This is a genomic window from Brucella pituitosa (assembly GCF_003049685.1).
GTDB lineage: Bacteria > Pseudomonadota > Alphaproteobacteria > Rhizobiales > Rhizobiaceae > Brucella > Brucella pituitosa.
Genome location: NZ_PYSY02000001.1, coordinates 818591 through 836825 on the forward strand (window position 1 = coordinate 818591; position 18235 = coordinate 836825).

Consider the following 18235-nt stretch of genomic DNA (forward strand, 5'->3'; position numbering starts at 1 on the left):
TTTTTGAATTCCGAAATTTGTTTAACGTCTGTATCGAGGGATGCAAATTTCGGAATCAAACCACTAGAGTCGTATCCGGCTTTTTAGCAAACGACAAGAAAAGCGAAGTTGTTCAATATTTTTTGCGTGCTGATCTTTGCTTGGCTGGCACTTTATTGCGAACAGGCCTATGGATAGCGCAATAACTGTAATTTCCCGCCTTGCCCCATATCTCCCGTTTAAGGAATTGCGTTGTGAAGTCCCTTCCGGACGCGGTCTCCGCAAATGCTCAGGTCAGCGAAACCATCGAGCCTGATCTGCTTCAGAATAACCCAATGTTGGGGATCAGCCTTAAAGTCGCTTCGGTTGCTGTTTTTGTGGGAATGTCGACCTTGCTCAAGGCTGCCGAGGGCATTCCGCTTGGTCAGTTGATCTTCTTCCGCTCATTCTTCGCAGTGCTTGCGATCCTTGTTTACTTTGCGTTGCGCGGGCAACTCTCTGGCATTCTTCAAACGCACCACGGATTCAGCCATTTCTGGCGCGGAATGGTTGGTGTAGGCGCTATGTCGTTGAGTTTTTATGCGTTGACCAAGCTGCCTTTGCCTGAAGCAATCGCGATCAATTACGCGTCGCCTCTTATTGCTGTGGTGCTGGGCGCTCTTATCCTGCATGAAGTCGTCAGGCTTTATCGCTGGAGCGCGGTGATTATCGGCCTTTTTGGGGTCATGATTATTATCTGGCCACGCATGACATTATTTGCCGAAGGCAATGTCGGGCGCAATGAAGCCATGGGAGCGCTCGCAGCCCTCGGCGGGGCGGTCATGGCTGCCTTTGCGATGATGCTGGTTCGTCGTCTCGTGCAGACGGAGCGCACATCGACAATCGTTATTTATTTCTCGATTTCCGCCAGTATCATTGCGCTGTTCAGCATCCCGTTTGGCTGGGTCATGCCAACCTTGCCACAGCTCGCAATGCTGATCGGTGCAGGTATCGCTGGCGGTATCGCTCAAATCCTGCTTACTGAATGCTATCGGCACGCGCCGATGAGCACGATTGCGCCATTTGAATACACGTCAATGCTGCTGGGTCTGGGGATCGGTTTCCTGTTTTTTGGTGATATTCCGACCTTTGAAATGCTTTTAGGCAGTGCAATCGTGATGGCAGCTGGCGGCTATATCATCTATCGCGAGCATCAGCTGGCGATCGAACCGCACAAGGCGAATACACCTCAACAGGCGCAGTAAAACCTATGCTTGACCCGGCGTTCCTTCGGCGCGCGGGTCGAGCTGCATCGTTTCCGGTGTTGACTGACCATCGGGTGTATGGAACTTGAACTCCGTCTTCTGGTCGCTGATTGCGGGCCGCTCGAACCGGCGTATGCGCCAGAAAGCGTGTAATCCATAGACGGCGTAAGCAACAGCCATGGTCACGAAGAAGCCGGATGCACCAATCAGATCCATCATCGGGCCGGAAATCGCTGGTCCAACTACGCTGCCGCAGCCATAAATAATCAATAACCCGCCTGAGATTTTCACGAATTCGCTGGCATCGGCATAGTCATTGGCGTGCGCCACATTGAGACTATAGATCGGGTAGAGCACCGAGCCGAACAGAAACATCATCATGTAAAGTGCATAAGGTGACGTCGGGTGAGCAATCAGCATAACGGCGGAAAGCAGAAAGCCAATTATACCTGCAATGACCATCACAATGCGACGGTCCACCAGGTCCGATGCACGGCCGAGCGGATATTGAAAGATAGCGCCGCCGATCATGGCGCAGGCAAGCATGGTCGCAATGCCAAAGGTCGATAGCCCATTCATTTCGCCATAGATTGCGGCAAGGAAGCTCCATGTACCGGCGACGATGCCCGCAATGAACGAACCGACGGCTGCAGCCGGAGAGCGTCTATAGAGACCTTTCAGATCCAGCGAAGCCTGTGTCAGCGGGTTGGGCGATTGTGCGCTTGAAAGTGTGGTCGGAAGCAGGGCGCTGGCATAGATTATGGCGCAGACGATGAAGAGCGTGACGGTTGTCGCATCGCCAAACGGCAGGATATATTGCCCGCACATCAGGCCAAGCATCGTGATGATCATATAGATCGAGAAAATCTTGCCGCGCGTTTCATTTGTGACGCGCTCATTCAGCCAGCTTTCGATAATCATATAGGAGCCGGCAAGCGAGAAGCCTGCAATACCGCGAAAGATCATCCAGGCATATGGGCTTATGATCAGTGAATGCAGGAGCAGTGCAATGGAGAGCAGTGTCAGCAAGGCTGAAAACACGCGCACATGCCCGACGCGCCGCACCAGATGCGGGATCAGGATGCAGCCCAATGTGAAGGCGAGTGAATAGGACGTTCCCATCCAGCCTATGGTCGTGGTTGACCAGCCTTCGATCCCGCCGCGGATAGGCAGAAGAATACCTGCAAGCCCACCTGCAAGCAGCATGAGAAACGTGCTTGCCAGCAAGGCAGCTATGGGCAGGAGCTGTCCAGCCATGAGAAACTCCACGAAGGGCTTTATTGTCCACGAGGACTATATTTAAAGAATACCTGTTACCGTCAGGCGTCGTTCAAAATGCGAACTACTGCATGTTTGCGGCATGTTGGTGACAGTCCCGCTGGCGATGCCACTGAAATGGTGGAATATCAATCGCCTAATTCGGAGAGCTTCATTTTAACTGCGAGAAAATCACGCCAGGCAAAGCGCTTTTGTGCGGGCGTGCGCAGCAGATAAGCCGGATGCAATGTCGGCATAACAGGAATTTCAATGCCCGAAGGCGTGCGATGCACTTTCCAGTTGCCGCGCAGGCGCAGGATACCTTCAGTTGCCCCCGTCAGCGCTTTACCGGCCGGACCGCCCAGCGCGACGAGTATTTTGGGTGCTACAAGTTCAATCTGGCGTTCAATAAATGGACGGCACAGTTCGGTCTCGACCGGTGTAGGAGTCCGATTACCCGGCGGACGCCATGGAATTGTGTTGGCGATATAGACGTTCTCGCGCTTGAGGCCGATGGCCTCGATCATCCGATTGAGAAGCTGCCCGGATTTGCCGACGAATGGCAGCCCTTCTATGTCCTCATCACGCCCCGGAGCTTCGCCGATGAACATGATGTCGGATGATGGGTCTCCGTCAGCGAAGCAAAGGTTCTTCGCTGTAAATTTCAGATTGCAGCCGTCGAAGGCCGCAAGCTTTTCGCGCAGTTCTTCCAGCGTGGAAGCCTGTGCCGCTGCTTCACGGGCGAGAGCAATTTGCGCGCCGTCCGGAACATCGGTTGCAGCCTGCACAGGGCGGCTTGTGGGCGAGGGGACTGCTGCTTGACGCGGCTGTTGTGGACGCGTGTGGTCTGCTGGCGTGGCAAGTCTGTTTTCTTGCGCTGGTGCCGGTCGCGCCGACTGGCGTTGCGGTTCCGCAAAGCGATCGATGGGTGTATCGGAAAGCGGCATATCAACGCCCGCTTCCGCATAAAAGCGGAGCAGACCTTCCATATCCAGTGTTTCCCGGTCATCAATCATGTTTTTACCTCACAGATTGAGGTGGCGAATTTTGACGTCGATTGCAAGAGCGCAGCGCATAATTCCGGTTCATAGAGTGATTAAAGCATGTCTCCCAAAAGTGGGGGCGGCCTCCTCTGGGAGATTAGTCCACTGGGTTGAGTTCGAAACCCACCAAGATGAGATGTAGGTATGCGTGGAATTTAATCTATGCGCTTTCCAAATGCGGGAGCCGATTTATCTGATGAAAAGATCCCGCGTTGCGTCACAATAGCCTATAACTGACCACATGACCGTTTAGAAATTGACGTTTACGTTAAGGTAAATATTATAGCGATGCATTTCGCAACGGTTTTGGACAATTGGACGCATATGCGACAGTCTTTAACTCTGCGAGAGGGTAAAGCCACCAGGACGCATAGCGTTCTAAAGGGGAAACAAGGCCTGTCCGGATATGGTTTATCCCCATTCGCGATAGGTTCATGAGCAAAAACAATTGGATGCATTACTCGCGCTGAAATAGTGAGGGAAAATGTAAACCCGACGGAGGCACAAATGTCCGAAGCCCCAGCAATCGTGAGCCAGGAGCTTCCCGAGCGCGAGAGCATGGAATTTGATATTGTGATTGTTGGCGCAGGCCCTGCCGGTCTTGCTGCGGCCATCCGTTTCAAACAAATCAATCCTGAGCTTTCAGTCGTCGTTCTTGAAAAGGGCGGGGAAGTTGGCGCGCATATCCTGTCGGGCGCCGTCGTTGATCCAAGTGGTATCGATCAGCTTCTGCCAGGCTGGCGTGAGGAAGAGGGGCATCCGTTCAAGACCCCTGTGACCGCCGACCATTTCCTGCTGCTTGGTCCTGCAGGCTCGGTGCGGTTGCCGAATTTCGCCATGCCACCGCTGATGAACAATCATGGCAATTACATCGTGTCGCTCGGCAATGTCTGCCGCTGGCTTGGCACTAAGGCTGAAGAGCTTGGTGTTGAAATCTATCCGGGCTTTGCTGCCACGGAAGTGCTTTATAATGATGAAGGCGCTGTAATCGGTGTTGCAACTGGCGACATGGGCGTCGAGCGTGATGGCTCGCACGGTCCAAACTACACACGTGGTATGGCGCTGCTCGGCAAATATGTTCTGATCGGTGAAGGTGCACGCGGCTCGCTGGCAAAGGAACTGATCGCGAAGTTCAAGCTTGATGAAGGTCGTGAACCAGCCAAGTTCGGTATCGGCCTCAAGGAACTCTGGCAGGTAGATCCATCCAAGCATAAGCCGGGTCTGGTGCAGCATTCGTTTGGCTGGCCGCTCGATATGAAGACGGGTGGCGGCTCGTTCCTCTATCATCTTGAAGACAATATGGTAGCGGTCGGCTTCGTGCTGCATCTCAACTACAAGAACCCGTATCTGTCGCCGTTTGAAGAATTCCAGCGCTTCAAGACGCATCCGGCGATCCGCGATACATTCGAGGGTGGCAAACGCCTTTCTTATGGCGCGCGCGCGATTACCGAAGGTGGCTTCCAGTCAGTGCCAAAACTGTCCTTCCCGGGTGGTGCGCTGATCGGCTGTTCGGCTGGCTTCGTCAACGTTCCCCGCATCAAGGGCAGTCATAACGCAGTTCTGTCGGGCATTCTCGCTGCCGACAAGATTGCGGAAGCTTTGGCCGCTGGTCGTGCCAATGATGAGCCGATTGAAATCGAAAACAGCTGGCGTAACAGCGCCATCGGCAAGGATCTCAAGAAGGTCCGCAATGTGAAGCCGCTTTGGTCGAAGTTCGGCACGGTTGTTGGTGTTGCTCTCGGTGGCCTTGATATGTGGACCAATCAGCTGTTTGGTTTCTCATTTTTCGGCACGCTGAAGCATGGCAAGAACGATGCGCAAAGCCTTGAGCCAGCAGCAAAGCACAAGAAGATCGATTATCCGAAGCCGGATGGTGTGCTGACCTTTGATCGTCTTTCGTCAGTGTTTCTTTCGAACACCAACCATGACGAAAACGAGCCTGTGCATCTGCAGGTCGCTGATATGAAGCTGCAGCAGACATCAGAACATGATGTCTTTGCAGGTCCATCGACGCGTTACTGCCCGGCGGGCGTTTATGAATGGGTGGATGCCGACGGCAATTCCGCGGCTGATCCGCAGGCAAAGGATGTTCGCTTTGTGATCAACGCGCAGAACTGCGTGCATTGCAAAACTTGCGATATCAAGGACCCGAACCAGAACATCAACTGGGTTCCGCCACAAGGCGGCGAAGGACCGGTTTACGTGAACATGTAATGTTTGCGGGAACTGTGTCCGTCTCGACCGCCGTCAGAGTATTTCCAGCAAAAGTGCGTAGCGGTTTTGCGTCCGGATAATGCGTATGAGGAATGTCGGCGAAGGACCGGTTTACGTGAACATGTAATGTTTACGGGAAAGCAGAATTGAAAAAGGCGGTTTAAAACCGCCTTTTTTTATTGGAGCATAACGGATTGAGTTTCCGGCTCGTCAGCATCTGGATGCACTGACATTGGAACCGAAAACTCGAGCCTTACAGGCAGGTGATCGGAACCAGCTTCTTCACGCGAAGCGGCGACAGGTTTCTCAATCTCGTGGCTCACCAAAACCTGGTCGATCGGCAGGCCGATAAAAGGCGCGAGCTTTACGGACAGACTTTGCGGCATCCATGTGCCGCCAATGCCAGTGACAGCCTTCGTCCCCGAAGCTTTTTCGATACGATGGACTGCATTGCTCCATGGCGTGGCGTTGAAATCACCGGCAATGATCGAAGGGCCGCTAATCTTCTGCAGTTCCGGCACCAGCGCATCGATAATAGTCGCCTGGCCAAAAGGCCATGGCAGGATCGAGTGGTAAGCTGCAACATTGACCCTTGTGCCACTGAAGTCGATGGAAGTTATGGCAAGGCGATCATCACCAAGGCAGGTCTGTTCGCTACCTTCACTGAATGGTCGGCGGGAAAGAATACCGACACCCATGTTGCTTCCATCCTTGCGACACTCAAAGTGATAAGGATACGTGCCCTTCAGAATGTCGATCCACATGGTCCAGTCTGAACCAGCTTCCTGATAGGCAATGACATCTGGCTTTTCCCGCGCAACCATTTGTAAGACGCGTTTTGGCTCAGGATTATTGTAGCGCAGATTGATCTGTACCAGACTGTAGCGTGCGCCAGTCGTTGGCACATTGGCTTGTGCCGAGGATGATCCATCCAGCAGGTTGCGTGTCGCTCCCAATGTCGTGCTGAAAGCAAGGATCGCAAACAACAGGATCATCGCACCTTCGCGCCGCATCGTTGAGAACAGAAGCGGGAGCGCGAGCAGCCCCATCAGAATTGCGAGATATGGGCGGAAATGCGCGAATGAATCAAGCGCCGGGTGTGCTGATCCGAGAAAACCAAGCACGAGTGGAACTGACACCAGAACAGCGATGATCAGCAGGAAAAATGAAAGGTTTTCGCGGCGTTTTGACATCATGCTCGATTAGCGATTGATTACGGCGCGATGATGGAGAGAGGGCAGTATGTATTGGCGAAAAACATACTGCCCTAATCATCTATTGCCCTACGGACATATTTTTACTGGAACGCAGTCTCGTAGAAGCTTCTGAGTTTGCGTGAATGCAGCCTCTCATCCGGCATTGCTGCGATTTTTTCCATCGCACGAATACCGATCTGCAAATGCTGGGCGACTTGACGCTTATAGAACTCAGTCGCCATGCCCGGCAGCTTCAGCTCACCATGAAGCGGTTTGTCGGAAACGCAGAGAAGCGTGCCATAGGGAACGCGGAAGCGAAAACCATTGGCCGCAATCGTGGCCGATTCCATATCGAGTGCAACTGCACGCGCCTGTGAAAGACGTTGGACCGGGCCGCGCTGGTCGCGAAGCTCCCAGTTACGATTGTCGATTGTCGCGACCGTGCCGGTGCGCATGATGCGCTTGAGATCATAACCTTCAAGACCGGTGATTTCCTCGACGGCTTCTTCAAGTGCCACCTGAATTTCTGCAAGGGCTGGCAGAGGCACCCATGCCGGAAGGTCGTCATCGAGGACGTGATCTTCACGCATATAGGCATGCGCCAGCACATAATCGCCGAGCTGCTGGCTGTTACGCAGACCTGCACAATGGCCCAGCATCAGCCACGCATGCGGCCGCAGCACTGCAATGTGGTCGGTAATGGTTTTGGCATTGGACGGGCCAACGCCAATATTGACCATGGTGATGCCCGAATGATCACCGCGTTGCAGATGATAGGCGGGCATCTGCGGCAATCGTTGTAATGGAACTCCGCTGCTCGGCGCAGATTCACCTGCACGCGTTATCGCATTTCCCGGCTCGACGAAGCTGTCATATCCGCCGCCGCCTTCCGCCATGAGCCTGCGGGCATAATCACAGAATTCATCCATGTAAAACTGATAGTTCGTGAACAGCACGAAATTCTGGAAATGCTTGGGGCTTGTTGCCGTGTAGTGCGCAAGGCGGTGCAGCGAATAATCGACGCGCTGTGCCGTAAATGGCGCAAGAGGCATCGGCTCGCCGGGAATTGGATCGAAGTCAGCATTAACGATCTTGTCGTCGGTTGCGGCAAGATCCGGCACATCGAAAAGATCGCGCAGCGGATGCGTGAAGGCGTTGGCAACCGATGCCTCGACATAGGTGCCTTCAATGAAAGCAAAATGAATAGGAATTGGCGTGGCCGATTCCCGAACCGTGACTGTCACGCCATGATTGCGCATCAGAAGGCGAATCTGTTCGTTGAGATAATGCTCGAACAGATCAGGCCGGGTGATCGTTGCCGAATAGTCGCCGGGCATGGTTACATGACCGAAAGCGAGACGTGTATCCACATGAGCAAAGCTGGAGGTGGACAGGCAAATTTCGGGATAAAACGCGCGGTAGCGTTGCGGGCGAACTTCGCCGCGTGCAAGCTGCTCAAAAGCTTTGCGCAGGAATTCTGTATTGCGATCATAAAGCTTGCGCAGCGCGACAACTGCCGCGCTGGCATCGGTGAAAACCGCCGGTTCCACGAAAGGAGGCGTTTTTATCTCTGTGAGAAAAGGTTGTTCGATTCGCTGTGTCATGGCTTAGTATAGCAAACTCCATGACAGTCGCATGTCCCTGTTTACGCACTTCTTTGCAGGCTCACATAAAGCACAAGACCCACTCCGCTCATATGTGCTTTCTGACCAATTTGCGTATAAGCGAATGTTGCAGCAGGCCCGGTGAATACAGCCGTGAACAGCAGAACGCGAAGTGCAATGCCTGCGGAGATACGGAAGCGAGACATCATAATTGTTGGTCTCCGCTCACATGCTTGAGATGCATCGCTGTAATGGGGCCAACGACTGGCTGATCACGATAAATGTCATATTTGCGATCAACGAAAAGGCCAGCAATGATCGCAAAGCCGGCAATCATTAAACAGACAATTGTAACGCGCCACAGCAGCATAATTCCCCCAGCTTCAAAATCGTTTGCTTTACGGGCTTGAGTTTAAGGATGCGACCTGAACTGCTCCTGAGAGCTGCATTCATCCGGCGTTCAAAAATATTGATGTTTCACTAACTTGATCGCTTCGCACTTGTGCCGGGCCGCACGGCGCTTATGTTAACCCGCATTGGAAATACGGACAAAGCCAAGAAAGCGGGAGACAGATACCCATGGCTGAGCAGACAAAACCCATTGAGCTTTACTATTGGCCGACCCCGAACGGCTTCAAAATCAGCATTATGCTGGAGGAGCTAGGTGTTCCCTACGAAGTCAAATATGTGAATATCGGCAAAGGCGATCAGTTCCAGCCGGACTTTCTCAAAATAGCGCCGAATAATCGTATGCCAGCCATCGTGGATCCCGAAGGTCCGGGCGGCGAGCCGATCTCGGTGTTTGAATCGGGTGCCATTCTGCAATATCTCGGCCGCAAGTTCGACAAGTTCTATCCGACCGATGAACGCAAGCGCGTGGCCGTCGATGAATGGCTGATGTGGCAGATGGGTGGACTTGGACCCATGTCGGGACAGGCTGGCCACTTCCGTGTTTATGCGCCGGAAAAGGTGCAATATGGCATCGACCGCTATACAAACGAGGTCAATCGCCTCTACGGCGTGCTCAATCGGCAGCTTGAAGGCAAAGACTATATCGCAGGCGAATATTCTATCGCTGACATGGCAAGCATTGGCTGGATCAATGCTTACAAGAATTACGATCAGAAGCTGGAAGACTTTCCGAACCTCAAGCGCTGGCATGAAACGATGAACGCACGTCCTGCTGTGCAGCGTGGTCTCGTGGTTGGCAAGGAAGAGCGAGAAAAATCTAATCTGGCCAATGACAAGGAAGCGCAGAAAATCCTGTTCGGCCAGAAGGCCCGCTAATTTAAAAAGGCGGCTGAGAAGCCGCCTTTTTTGTTTGCTTATTGGCGCGTGAGACTTTCGCTCTTGCAGATCAGTCCGCCCATAACGCAGCCAGAGAGCGATAGCGTATTGCCCTTGACGCTGGCCTTGCCGGTATAGGTCTTGCCTTCATCGAGCTTGTTGACTTCGCCCTTGTAGGTGCCGTCTTTGCCGGACATCGAGCCGATTGACTTGCCCTTATATTCACCTGTCTGCACCGTGCCGCAATATTTGCCGCCGCCACATGCTGCATAGCTGATGATCGTGCCGTTCGGGCGCTTCCATGTGCCGACAATGGCTTCTTCAGCGAACGCCGGTGCGGACAGGCCTGCAGTCAATGCAACAGCTGCTGTCATTCCCATAATAAAATTGCGGATCATGCATTCCTCCCAAAATGCCACAAGGCTCACAGCCTTGCAGAATACTTACGCAAACGTAAACGTAATCCAGTTTTTGCCTCAGCGGAAGAGGGATAATTTGCGTGTTCGAATTCGCTGACGGCAACATTCTGAACGAAGCCAATCTGCACTATGGTTATCATCTGGTTTCCAGGCGAGGATGCAGAAAACATAGCCCTTTCGGAAAAACGCTGTAATTCGGACGGCTTGGATGTTTAACGAATTCCCAAATTTACTCCTTGTTGGGATTTCGTTGTTCGCTTGTTAAGCATCTGGTTTAACGTGCATTTTAGTCCTGTCGCTTATCTTAAAGACCATGAACGGAACGACAGATCCGACAGTTCCGGGACGGTGAAAGCCAGTCTTGGAAACAAAGAGCGGACGGTTCTCGGGATTTAACAGGGACAAAGAAAAATGACACAGTTTCAGAGCGTTACGCAGCACGACAAAGCAGGTTCCCAGGATCGCATTCTGCTTGAGATGGGTTTGAAATACGCTATTGGTCGTGACTGTGAAATCGATGTCGTCGAAGCACATAAGTGGCTCAATATCGCTGCCATTCGCGGCAATCAGAAAGCCGAGCGCATGCGCAATCAGGTCGCTGCGACCATGAGCAAAACTGAACTCGCTGCAGCTCTTCGTGGTGCGCGTGAGTGGATGACAGCGCACTAAAATTGCTCGACGCACTGACAAAAAAGCCGCCTCATCAGGCGGCTTTTTGTTAGCTTATGCCAAGATAACGCCCCGGCTTGTGGTTGATCGCAATGATGACGTTCATCGCTATCGCCCCTACCAGCGAGAGCAGCATATTTTCCAGAGGAATGAAAAACAGCGATCCAAACATGATGAGGACATCGAGTCCAAGCTGAAACCAGCCAGCGCGAATCCCGTAGGCGTCCTGTAAATAAAGGGCGAGAATGTTGACGCCGCCAACACCAGAGCGGTGACGAAATAGCGCTAATACCCCCATTCCCATCAAGGTGCCGCCCATGAGTGCTGCAAAGAGTGGGTTAATTGAACTGAAATCAACGCACAGAGGTATGACTTTTGCGAAGAACGACATGAGCGCGACCGCGATGAATGTCCTGATCGTAAACGGCCAGCCCATACGCTTTGCTGCGAAATAATAGAATGGCAGATTGATCAGAAAATAGAGCAGGCCAAATCCGATGCCGGTAGCATACTGGATCAAAAGGGCGATGCCTGCGGTGCTGCCTGTCATCAGCGTTGCTTGACTGTAAAGCGTAATGCCCAAGGCAATGAATGAGGTGCCTATCAGCATGGCGATCGCGTCTTCATAAAGACGATGACGATCGAAACCCATTGCGCTGGTCACATCGGCAAGCGGGGAGGCGCTATCTGCGATATCAGCCACGTTTAACTCCAGAGCTGCGAAAACCGGAAATCCGGACAAGATTACCCAAACGGCCCGAACTAACGTTCCGCTATCCGAGTGCATGTAAATTCGCGCTGTACTGATGGGCTATCGCGCCACGCGCCAGCGTCAAGTCTTGGGAGACATTGCAAATATAGCATTCAGAGAACTTGCCCGCACTGCTAGCAATATTGTTATTTTAGGTGGGGCTTTGTTGATTTAATGTAATTTCTAAGCATCAATTTTTTAGGAATATTTCGTGCTCTGCTTTAGAGAGAAAACGCTTCACATCGGCCGGATTGCGCAAATGGTGTTTTTGCAGGTGAGGAGGAGCCTTTTCTAAGAAGGAAAGCGCCTGAATACGGCCATTTTTTCGATAATTGGCGACAAACTTGAGAAATTCCCAGTCAAAACGTTCTTTGCATCCTTCAGCCATGTCCGGGCGCGATTGGCCGTAATGGCGAACCGTTCTTCGGATGATTCGCCAGAGGCGCCGCGGCGTCGATATATCGAGGAATATGAGCATGTCGGCGCGTGATGCGCGGTGCGCCATCGTTTCGCTATGATTGCCCTCGAATATCCATTTATCGCGATCAGCAACCTTGTTCGTAAGACGGCTGATCTCGGCACGCGGACGCATGACCCAGTTGGCTTTCCAGTAAATAGTGTCGATGTGAATTACAGGTAAGCCACTGATTTTCCCAAGCCTGCGTGCAAGGGTAGACTTTCCCGAGCCAGCACCGCCAATGATCATGATTTTTTGTGTCACTTGGATGCCCCGGATTTTAACTCTATTCCAATAAAGACAGGACAAGAGTTTAGAACTACTATATATTTACTTTGTGTCATTCAAATTTACGTAACTTCTAAAGAATGACAGTTAGAAATTTTGTATTGTAGGCGGTGGTAATATTAAGCAACTGATTGACAGTCAACTTGCCTGGCATCAAGTTACACGGCGGATGTGAAACTTTAAAAGGTATAGAGACCGGCAAAGCAGACTGGGTGTTTTAAATTATCGCGACAAGCGATCCGCAAATGAGCCAAATGCATTTCCTACCAAACTGCGAAGCGGTTTTGCCTAAGGATAATGCGTAGAGACAGAACGGTTGTGACGTTTCAGTCTTTGTGGAGCCGTTCTGGAGCGCATCCCGAAAAGTGTGAAACGGTTTTCGGATAAGATGCGCGTAAAAACAAACGTTTGGGGCGCGGATCTGGTTCAACCAGATCGAAACGCGCTCCAGAACAACGAATTCAATAGTCCGTATCCGACAGGGAGCGACGAGATGTCTATTCGTACCATCACAGCCTTGGCTGGCACCGCAATCATTATGGGCGCATCTGCCTTTGTTTTTTCATCGCCGGCAAGTGCGCTGACAATGAAAGAATGTAGTGCGAAGTATCAGGCTGCCAAAGATGCTGGCACGCTGGGCGATGCTAAGTGGAATGATTTCCGTAAGACACAATGCGGTGACGATGCCGCAGCCGCTCCGGCTGCACCAGCCGCGCCAGCAAAGAAAGCTGCAGCACCAGCTAAAAATGCAGCGGCACCCGCAGCGGATGATGGGGCCAAGAGCCTCACCATGAAGCAGTGCAGCGCCAAGTATCAGGCGGCTAAAGATGCCGGTACCGATGGTGGCACCAAGTGGAATGATTTCCGTAAATCGGAATGCGGCCCGGGCGCTGATCCCGTTGCGTTGACCACTGATGGCAATTCAGAACCTGCAGCGCCAACCGCAGCCGCGCCACGCGGTGTGAAGTTCCCGACCGCAGTTTCGTCGAAGTTCTCGAACGAATCTCCAGGTAAGGCGCGGATGCACACTTGCCTTGAGCAGTATCATGCAGCCAAGGATGCAAATGCACTGGGCGGCCTGAAGTGGGTTCAGAAGGGTGGCGGTTATTACAGCCTCTGCAACGCACGCCTAAAGGGTAACTCGTAATTTCAGCGAGGTTTCCGCAGGATCAATTGACGGAAACCGCGTTCTGCTCAAAGAATTTAAATCTGGGACGGCTTATAAGTCGGCTTGAACTTACACCGTTTTAGAGAGAAGGGGCCTTGCAGATATGCAGGGCCCCTTTTTCTTTTTAGAGCATAGCCAGCAAAAGTGTGCAGCGGTTTTGCGTGAGGTAAATGCGTTAAAACAAATGCTTAGGGCGTTTCGTCTGCTTCAAACAAAGTATGAAGCCCTCTAAGGGAATTATGCCGTGGCATTCCTACGACGTGAGGCGGTTTCAGGTTCTCTTGAACCAGCTGCTGACACCAACCGTGAGCCAGCCCAAAATCATCAAACTTCCGCCTGTAGGGGCTGCCATTGGGAAAAGCCGGTTGCCGGTCACATCTCGCAAGAACAGATCGCCGCAGAACAGCACCAGTCCAGCCACTAATAGCGCACCACCAATATTCGCAATGCGGCTGTTGGGAACGATGAGTGACAACACCAGAAGGGCGGGGGCGTGGCCGAGAAGAAGCGGCGCTATCGCACCCAAATGATTCTCGCCACCATGGGCGGCGCCCGCGTACGCAGCAATTGCGAGAGCACCGCAAAGGCCGGCAAGTGTACCAAACAGAACATTGCGAGGTTGGGTATTGTGTTGATCGGACATTGTTTTCTCCGCAGTTAGGCGATGTTCAAGGCTTTTCGGGCATCTGCAAGTGCTTCGGGCAGCGCTGCTTCAAACATATCCATCTGCTCATCGACGCCAACGCTCACGCGAATGCAGCGATCCAGCACCGGGGCGCCCGGTTTACGGACAAAAATATCGCGCTCGATCAGACTATTGAGAATGGCAGTCGCGAAAGCTCCATCATACCCACAATCAATGGTGACGAAGTTCGTCGCTGAAGGAATAGGTTTCAACCCATGGCGCGTCGCAACTGCTGCGATTCGATCTCGTCCGGCATGGATTTTACTGACCACATCACGCAAATAATTCTGATCTTTCAGCGCCGCGATTGCTGCAGCTTGCGCAATACGGTTGACGGCAAAATGATCGCGAACCTTGTCAAAAGACTTGATCGCGTCGGCGCAGCCCAGAACATAACCAACCCGAATCCCTGCAAGTCCATACGCTTTTGAGAAAGTGCGCATGCGCAGAATGTTCGGGCGATCCAGTTCAAAGGCCGGAAAGGCAGAAGCGGGGCCAGTCTCGCAATAGGCTTCGTCAAGAATCAACATTGTTGTTTCTGGAATGCGCTCGATAAACGCCTGAATATCCGACCCTTCATGCCATGTCCCCATGGGATTATCTGGGTTGGCGATGTAAAGCAGCGCCGGATTTTCCTGACGCGCCTTTTTGATCAACGCGTCCAGATCGGGTTTGTCCTGATTATATGGGACAGTCAGCAGTGTACCGCCGAAACCAGCGACGTGATAGTTGAAGGTCGGATAACCGCCAAGCGAGTTGATGACCTTGTCGCCCTGCTGAACAAATTGCCTCACCACAAGACCCAGCAATGCGTCGACACCAGCACCTGGCATGACATTCTCAGCTTTTACATTGTGATGAGCCGCAATTGCATGACGCAGCGCATAGTTTTCCGGATCACCATACTTCCAGACTTCGGAAGCCTCCTGTCGCATGGCTTCTATGACGGATGGAGCAGGGCCGAAACTACTTTCATTGGCACCGATACGAGCCGAAAAAGGCTTGCCACGCTGAAGTTCGAGCGTTTCGGGGCCGACAAAAGGGACGGTGGAGGGGAGGCTTTCAACAAGCGGCGTAAGACGAGGCGATGCCATAGTATTTCCGGTCAATTAGGTCTGATGGTACGGAGTAGCAGAATGGTGACGGCGAGGCGATCTCGCCGAATGGGTCAATGCCCCGGCACCCGATAAAAGATCAGACAGGCATAGCAACTTGTGACAAGCCTTGCCACATCGCTTATTCGAAAAACGTGATTGTGTGCATCGTGGGATTAACCAGTATCAAATGCGAAAGCTGGCCACCGATGTCAGCCTCAAAGATCAGATCATTTCTGGACTAAGTTGAATCACTAGAACTGCTCGAGTTCCTCGTTCTGCCCATGGTATTCCATCCTGCTCAGGAGTTGGAGCCTCCTGCAAGTTCGGGGCGATTCACCGTTCCTGTGTCGATGATACATGAACAAAAAGCGGATATAGCTTTGCTATTTGATTTCGCGCATGTCTCGCGAAACCAACTCTTTGGAAAACGTGCCCTAACGAATCTCCAGAACCTTGACGCAGGAATCGAGATCATGTGTGGCAAGGTGTGCGTAACGCATTGTCATCTGCAAGGTCTGGTGACCGAGCCACATCTGCACACGCCGTATATCTATGCCGCCACGCACGAGACGCGACGCACATGTATGGCGCAGAATATGCGGAACGACCTGATCATCTGTACCGAGACCGACTTCAATTTTCGCGTCATTCCATATCTGCCGGAATCGTACCTGATTGAGCATGGAGAAGGGGCCTTTCAGCCGCTCATGCGCAATTTCGGTAGATTTTCGTGCGCGTTTAGTCAGTGGAACGGTTCGACTGCGGTTCGATTTGGTCAGCCAGAACGTAACACGATGTTCCTGGATATCATTCCAGGTGAGTCCGATTGCTTCACCAAGACGGCAGCCACTGTCGACGAGAAAAACGGATAGACGATAACTATCTTCGCAACGCGATCTAACGGCGGCAAATAGGCGTTTTTCTTCCTCATATTCGAGAAAACGGATGCGCCCCGCACGCTCTTTCTGTCGGACAAACTCCGGCAGGCTGTAAACGTCCCCCATTTTGTGCGCCTTTCGCAGCAGCTTGCTCAGCGCAGCCATCTTTCTATTGATGGTTGCATTGCTGTTGCCGCGTTCACGAAGCGAACCAATGACGGAGTCGAGCATTTCCTGATCGAAACCTGAAAAGCGGATACCTTTCAAAATTTCGTCGATCTCACCAAGGAACGATTTCACATTATACTTGTGTGAGCCATCATCCCAAAGGATGTTGATATACTTACCCGCTAGTTCGGCCAAAGAAAACTGCTCTACGAGCCGGTGCTTCAGGCTTTTAACGGACGTATATTCAAGGTTGTAGTCGATAACCGGCGAATATCCTTCGCCTCCATCGATCCTCGTGCCCCCAACGACGATCATAGCAAGTCCCCCATATTTTTATGGGATGCATGCATAAAGAAATAATTCATCGAGTACAAGATAAGTGAGCTAACTTTATGTGGAGACATGTTTCGATCCTTTTTAGAACCCGCTGCCCCCCCATTTGTTCGTCCCCGCAACTCCCTCAATTCAAGTTCTGCCGAGATCCCCATCTCGAAAGAACCAATGTTCACGCTTTCGTGAACGCTTCCCCAAATGACTGACGCCAACGGCTTCCCGTTGGCGTCCGATGCTTAAGCGTAGTTCTGATTAGAACGAACGCTGGAAGCGGATGATGCCGCCGAACGCATCTTTGTTTTCGATAATGCCAGCCTGACGGAGTGGGTGATCGCTATCCCAACGGGTGTAGTTGATTTCTGGCGTGATGGTGAAACCAGGAACCAGCTGATACGCAACGTTTGCTGCGATTGCGGTCTTGCCCCAATCTTCGTAAGCGCCCTGAAGGTTGAAGGTTGCCTTGTCGGTAGCCTTGAACTTTGCGCCGCCCCAGACAGCCCAATCGCCGCCCCAGTTGCCGTACATGCCGATGTCGTCTTCATAAGAAGAGTAGCCGCCCTGTACCCAGACGGAGAACTGTTCGGTGACATTTACGTCCAAACGAACCTTACCGGCCCATTCTTCGAGCAGCGAATCGTATGCTACTGCGCCGGCGATCGAACCCCAGCCCTGAGCGAACTTCAGGCCGCCAACTACGTGTGGCATGTAGTCGTCGATTACGTTGGATGTTTTGCCGAAATCGCCATCGTTGTCGAAGTCACCATGATCGGTGTAGCTGCCGCCACCCTGTTCAAGCGATACGATTGCCGAGAAGCCATTGCCGCCAGTGAAGGTGTAGCTGATCAGGTTGGTGCGGTAGACGCCAGCAGCAACCACGTCATCGTTGATGATGTCGCCGAGGTAACCGGTGAAGGTGTGGAATGCCGATTCATCGAGACCGAGGCGCAGGCCACCGAGCTGAATGTATGCGAAGTTCAGTGTGTGATCGCCCTGATCGCCGTTCGTGAAGTTGAAGCGGTTTTCAGTATAGGTCTTAAGGGTGCCGAGTTCGGTTTCCGAAGCGGTCGACGTGCGGAGCGTGAAGCGTGTGTTCTTGCTCCAGGTCTTAGCGTCGTGGCTGTTGTACGGATCGCGGCCAGCGGCTGCGTCGTAACGAACATAACCATGGATGCGCAGGCAGGTTTCGGTGCCTGGAATGTAGAAGTAGCCAGCGCCGTAAGCATCGCAAACGCGGACATATTCAACGGCTTCTGGCTCTGGCGCGACGATTGCGTCTGCGGCCTGAGCGCCGGAAGCTGCAACGAGAGCTGCAGCGGAGCCGAGAAGAAGGCTCTTGATGTTCATTTCTGACCTCCAGTCAAGAATCGACTGCGATCGAAAAAACATAGTAAATACAATTACTTGTCTGTAATCACGGTTTGAAATCAGAAAATGACAAGAATCGTCCGGGCCGTAAAACAAGGCTTTAGGGCGATGTTGGGCGGTCAAAACATATCTA

The 18235-nt window shown here is 52.4% G+C and carries 17 protein-coding genes; 5 read left to right on the forward strand and 12 right to left on the reverse strand.

What is annotated here, in order from left to right; translation table 11 throughout:
- The first annotated feature begins 314 nt into the window (after window positions 1–314).
- Window positions 315–1223 (forward strand): DMT family transporter, encoded by a 909-nt coding sequence (locus C9380_RS03940; RefSeq protein ID WP_051514752.1) that lies wholly within the window; start codon window positions 315–317, stop codon window positions 1221–1223.
- Window positions 1224–1226: 3 nt separating this feature from the next.
- Here C9380_RS03940 and C9380_RS03945 read toward each other — a convergent pair whose 3' ends face one another.
- Both C9380_RS03945 and C9380_RS03950 read right to left on the reverse strand, forming a co-directional pair.
- On the reverse strand, window positions 1227–2480 hold the full coding sequence (locus tag C9380_RS03945; RefSeq protein WP_024897302.1) for an MFS transporter: 1254 nt from the start codon (window positions 2478–2480) through the stop codon (window positions 1227–1229).
- A 149-nt stretch (window positions 2481–2629) separates the two neighbouring features.
- Entirely contained in the window at window positions 2630–3496 is an 867-nt protein-coding gene (locus C9380_RS03950; RefSeq protein WP_128093033.1) for a uracil-DNA glycosylase, read from the reverse strand.
- A 534-nt stretch (window positions 3497–4030) separates the two neighbouring features.
- On the opposite strand from C9380_RS03950, the gene C9380_RS03955 reads away from it, so the two are divergent.
- On the forward strand, window positions 4031–5737 hold the full coding sequence (locus C9380_RS03955; RefSeq protein WP_105705285.1) for an electron transfer flavoprotein-ubiquinone oxidoreductase: 1707 nt from the start codon (window positions 4031–4033) through the stop codon (window positions 5735–5737).
- Window positions 5738–5913: 176 nt separating this feature from the next.
- On the opposite strand, the gene C9380_RS03960 is transcribed toward C9380_RS03955, so the two are convergent.
- The 3 genes from C9380_RS03960 to C9380_RS26745 form a co-directional block, all read right to left on the reverse strand.
- A complete protein-coding gene (locus C9380_RS03960) occupies window positions 5914–6933 on the reverse strand; it encodes an endonuclease/exonuclease/phosphatase family protein (RefSeq protein ID WP_247877555.1) in 1020 nt (339 codons plus the stop codon).
- A 101-nt stretch (window positions 6934–7034) separates the two neighbouring features.
- Window positions 7035–8537 carry an AMP nucleosidase gene (locus C9380_RS03965; protein ID WP_024897306.1) on the reverse strand — a complete coding sequence of 501 codons (1503 nt, stop codon included), beginning with the start codon at window positions 8535–8537 and terminating at the stop codon, window positions 7035–7037.
- Window positions 8538–8578: 41 nt separating this feature from the next.
- Window positions 8579–8746 carry a hypothetical protein gene (locus tag C9380_RS26745; protein ID WP_157803352.1) on the reverse strand — a complete coding sequence of 56 codons (168 nt, stop codon included), beginning with the start codon at window positions 8744–8746 and terminating at the stop codon, window positions 8579–8581.
- 370 nt (window positions 8747–9116) lie between these two features.
- Here C9380_RS26745 and C9380_RS03970 point away from each other — a divergent pair, with 370 nt between their 5' ends.
- The gene (locus C9380_RS03970; RefSeq protein WP_128093034.1) at window positions 9117–9824 is read left to right on the forward strand and encodes a glutathione binding-like protein; all 708 of its coding nucleotides are present in this window, start codon (window positions 9117–9119) and stop codon (window positions 9822–9824) included.
- Between the two features lie 38 nt (window positions 9825–9862).
- On the opposite strand, the gene C9380_RS03975 is transcribed toward C9380_RS03970, so the two are convergent.
- Window positions 9863–10222, reverse strand: a complete 360-nt coding sequence (locus tag C9380_RS03975) for a DUF2147 domain-containing protein (protein ID WP_024897308.1) — start codon at window positions 10220–10222, stop codon at window positions 9863–9865.
- A 432-nt stretch (window positions 10223–10654) separates the two neighbouring features.
- On the opposite strand from C9380_RS03975, the gene C9380_RS03980 reads away from it, so the two are divergent.
- Window positions 10655–10912, forward strand: a complete 258-nt coding sequence (locus C9380_RS03980; RefSeq protein ID WP_024897309.1) for a sel1 repeat family protein — start codon at window positions 10655–10657, stop codon at window positions 10910–10912.
- A gap of 49 nt (window positions 10913–10961) precedes the next feature.
- Here C9380_RS03980 and C9380_RS03985 read toward each other — a convergent pair whose 3' ends face one another.
- Complete coding sequence (locus C9380_RS03985) at window positions 10962–11615, reverse strand: YitT family protein (RefSeq protein ID WP_084486785.1); 654 nt, start codon at window positions 11613–11615, stop codon at window positions 10962–10964.
- 238 nt (window positions 11616–11853) lie between these two features.
- Window positions 11854–12384, reverse strand: coding sequence for a P-loop NTPase family protein (locus tag C9380_RS03990; RefSeq protein ID WP_100559413.1), 531 nt, complete (start codon window positions 12382–12384; stop codon window positions 11854–11856).
- Window positions 12385–12901: 517 nt separating this feature from the next.
- Here C9380_RS03990 and C9380_RS04000 point away from each other — a divergent pair.
- Window positions 12902–13555, forward strand: coding sequence for an antifreeze protein (locus tag C9380_RS04000; protein ID WP_105534770.1), 654 nt, complete (start codon window positions 12902–12904; stop codon window positions 13553–13555).
- A 292-nt stretch (window positions 13556–13847) separates the two neighbouring features.
- On the opposite strand, the gene C9380_RS04005 is transcribed toward C9380_RS04000, so the two are convergent.
- The 4 genes from C9380_RS04005 to C9380_RS04020 form a co-directional block, all read right to left on the reverse strand.
- Complete coding sequence (locus C9380_RS04005; protein ID WP_100559409.1) at window positions 13848–14219, reverse strand: DUF423 domain-containing protein; 372 nt, start codon at window positions 14217–14219, stop codon at window positions 13848–13850.
- A gap of 14 nt (window positions 14220–14233) precedes the next feature.
- The gene (locus C9380_RS04010) at window positions 14234–15355 is read right to left on the reverse strand and encodes a pyridoxal phosphate-dependent aminotransferase (protein WP_128093036.1); all 1122 of its coding nucleotides are present in this window, start codon (window positions 15353–15355) and stop codon (window positions 14234–14236) included.
- A 437-nt stretch (window positions 15356–15792) separates the two neighbouring features.
- Entirely contained in the window at window positions 15793–16719 is a 927-nt protein-coding gene (locus C9380_RS04015; RefSeq protein ID WP_024897315.1) for a tyrosine-type recombinase/integrase, read from the reverse strand.
- Between the two features lie 270 nt (window positions 16720–16989).
- Window positions 16990–18081 (reverse strand): porin, encoded by a 1092-nt coding sequence (locus C9380_RS04020; RefSeq protein WP_128093037.1) that lies wholly within the window; start codon window positions 18079–18081, stop codon window positions 16990–16992.
- Window positions 18082–18235: the final 154 nt, after the last annotated feature.

What these genes read in the sequence shown, in the direction of transcription:
- C9380_RS04000 (WP_105534770.1), top strand. Translation starts at nt 12,902, where the DNA reads ATGTCTATTCGTACCATCACAGCCTTGGCTGGCACCGCAATCATTATG.
- C9380_RS03955 (WP_105705285.1), top strand. Translation starts at nt 4,031, where the DNA reads ATGTCCGAAGCCCCAGCAATCGTGAGCCAGGAGCTTCCCGAGCGCGAG.
- C9380_RS04020 (WP_128093037.1), bottom strand. Translation starts at nt 18,081, where the DNA reads ATGAACATCAAGAGCCTTCTTCTCGGCTCCGCTGCAGCTCTCGTTGCA.
- C9380_RS03975 (WP_024897308.1), bottom strand. Translation starts at nt 10,222, where the DNA reads ATGATCCGCAATTTTATTATGGGAATGACAGCAGCTGTTGCATTGACT.
- C9380_RS04005 (WP_100559409.1), bottom strand. Translation starts at nt 14,219, where the DNA reads ATGTCCGATCAACACAATACCCAACCTCGCAATGTTCTGTTTGGTACA.
- C9380_RS03980 (WP_024897309.1), top strand. Translation starts at nt 10,655, where the DNA reads ATGACACAGTTTCAGAGCGTTACGCAGCACGACAAAGCAGGTTCCCAG.
- C9380_RS04010 (WP_128093036.1), bottom strand. Translation starts at nt 15,355, where the DNA reads ATGGCATCGCCTCGTCTTACGCCGCTTGTTGAAAGCCTCCCCTCCACC.
- C9380_RS03960 (WP_247877555.1), bottom strand. Translation starts at nt 6,933, where the DNA reads ATGATGTCAAAACGCCGCGAAAACCTTTCATTTTTCCTGCTGATCATC.
- C9380_RS03950 (WP_128093033.1), bottom strand. Translation starts at nt 3,496, where the DNA reads ATGATTGATGACCGGGAAACACTGGATATGGAAGGTCTGCTCCGCTTT.
- C9380_RS04015 (WP_024897315.1), bottom strand. Translation starts at nt 16,719, where the DNA reads ATGATCGTCGTTGGGGGCACGAGGATCGATGGAGGCGAAGGATATTCG.
- C9380_RS03945 (WP_024897302.1), bottom strand. Translation starts at nt 2,480, where the DNA reads ATGGCTGGACAGCTCCTGCCCATAGCTGCCTTGCTGGCAAGCACGTTT.
- C9380_RS26745 (WP_157803352.1), bottom strand. Translation starts at nt 8,746, where the DNA reads ATGATGTCTCGCTTCCGTATCTCCGCAGGCATTGCACTTCGCGTTCTG.
- C9380_RS03970 (WP_128093034.1), top strand. Translation starts at nt 9,117, where the DNA reads ATGGCTGAGCAGACAAAACCCATTGAGCTTTACTATTGGCCGACCCCG.
- C9380_RS03965 (WP_024897306.1), bottom strand. Translation starts at nt 8,537, where the DNA reads ATGACACAGCGAATCGAACAACCTTTTCTCACAGAGATAAAAACGCCT.
- C9380_RS03940 (WP_051514752.1), top strand. Translation starts at nt 315, where the DNA reads ATGTTGGGGATCAGCCTTAAAGTCGCTTCGGTTGCTGTTTTTGTGGGA.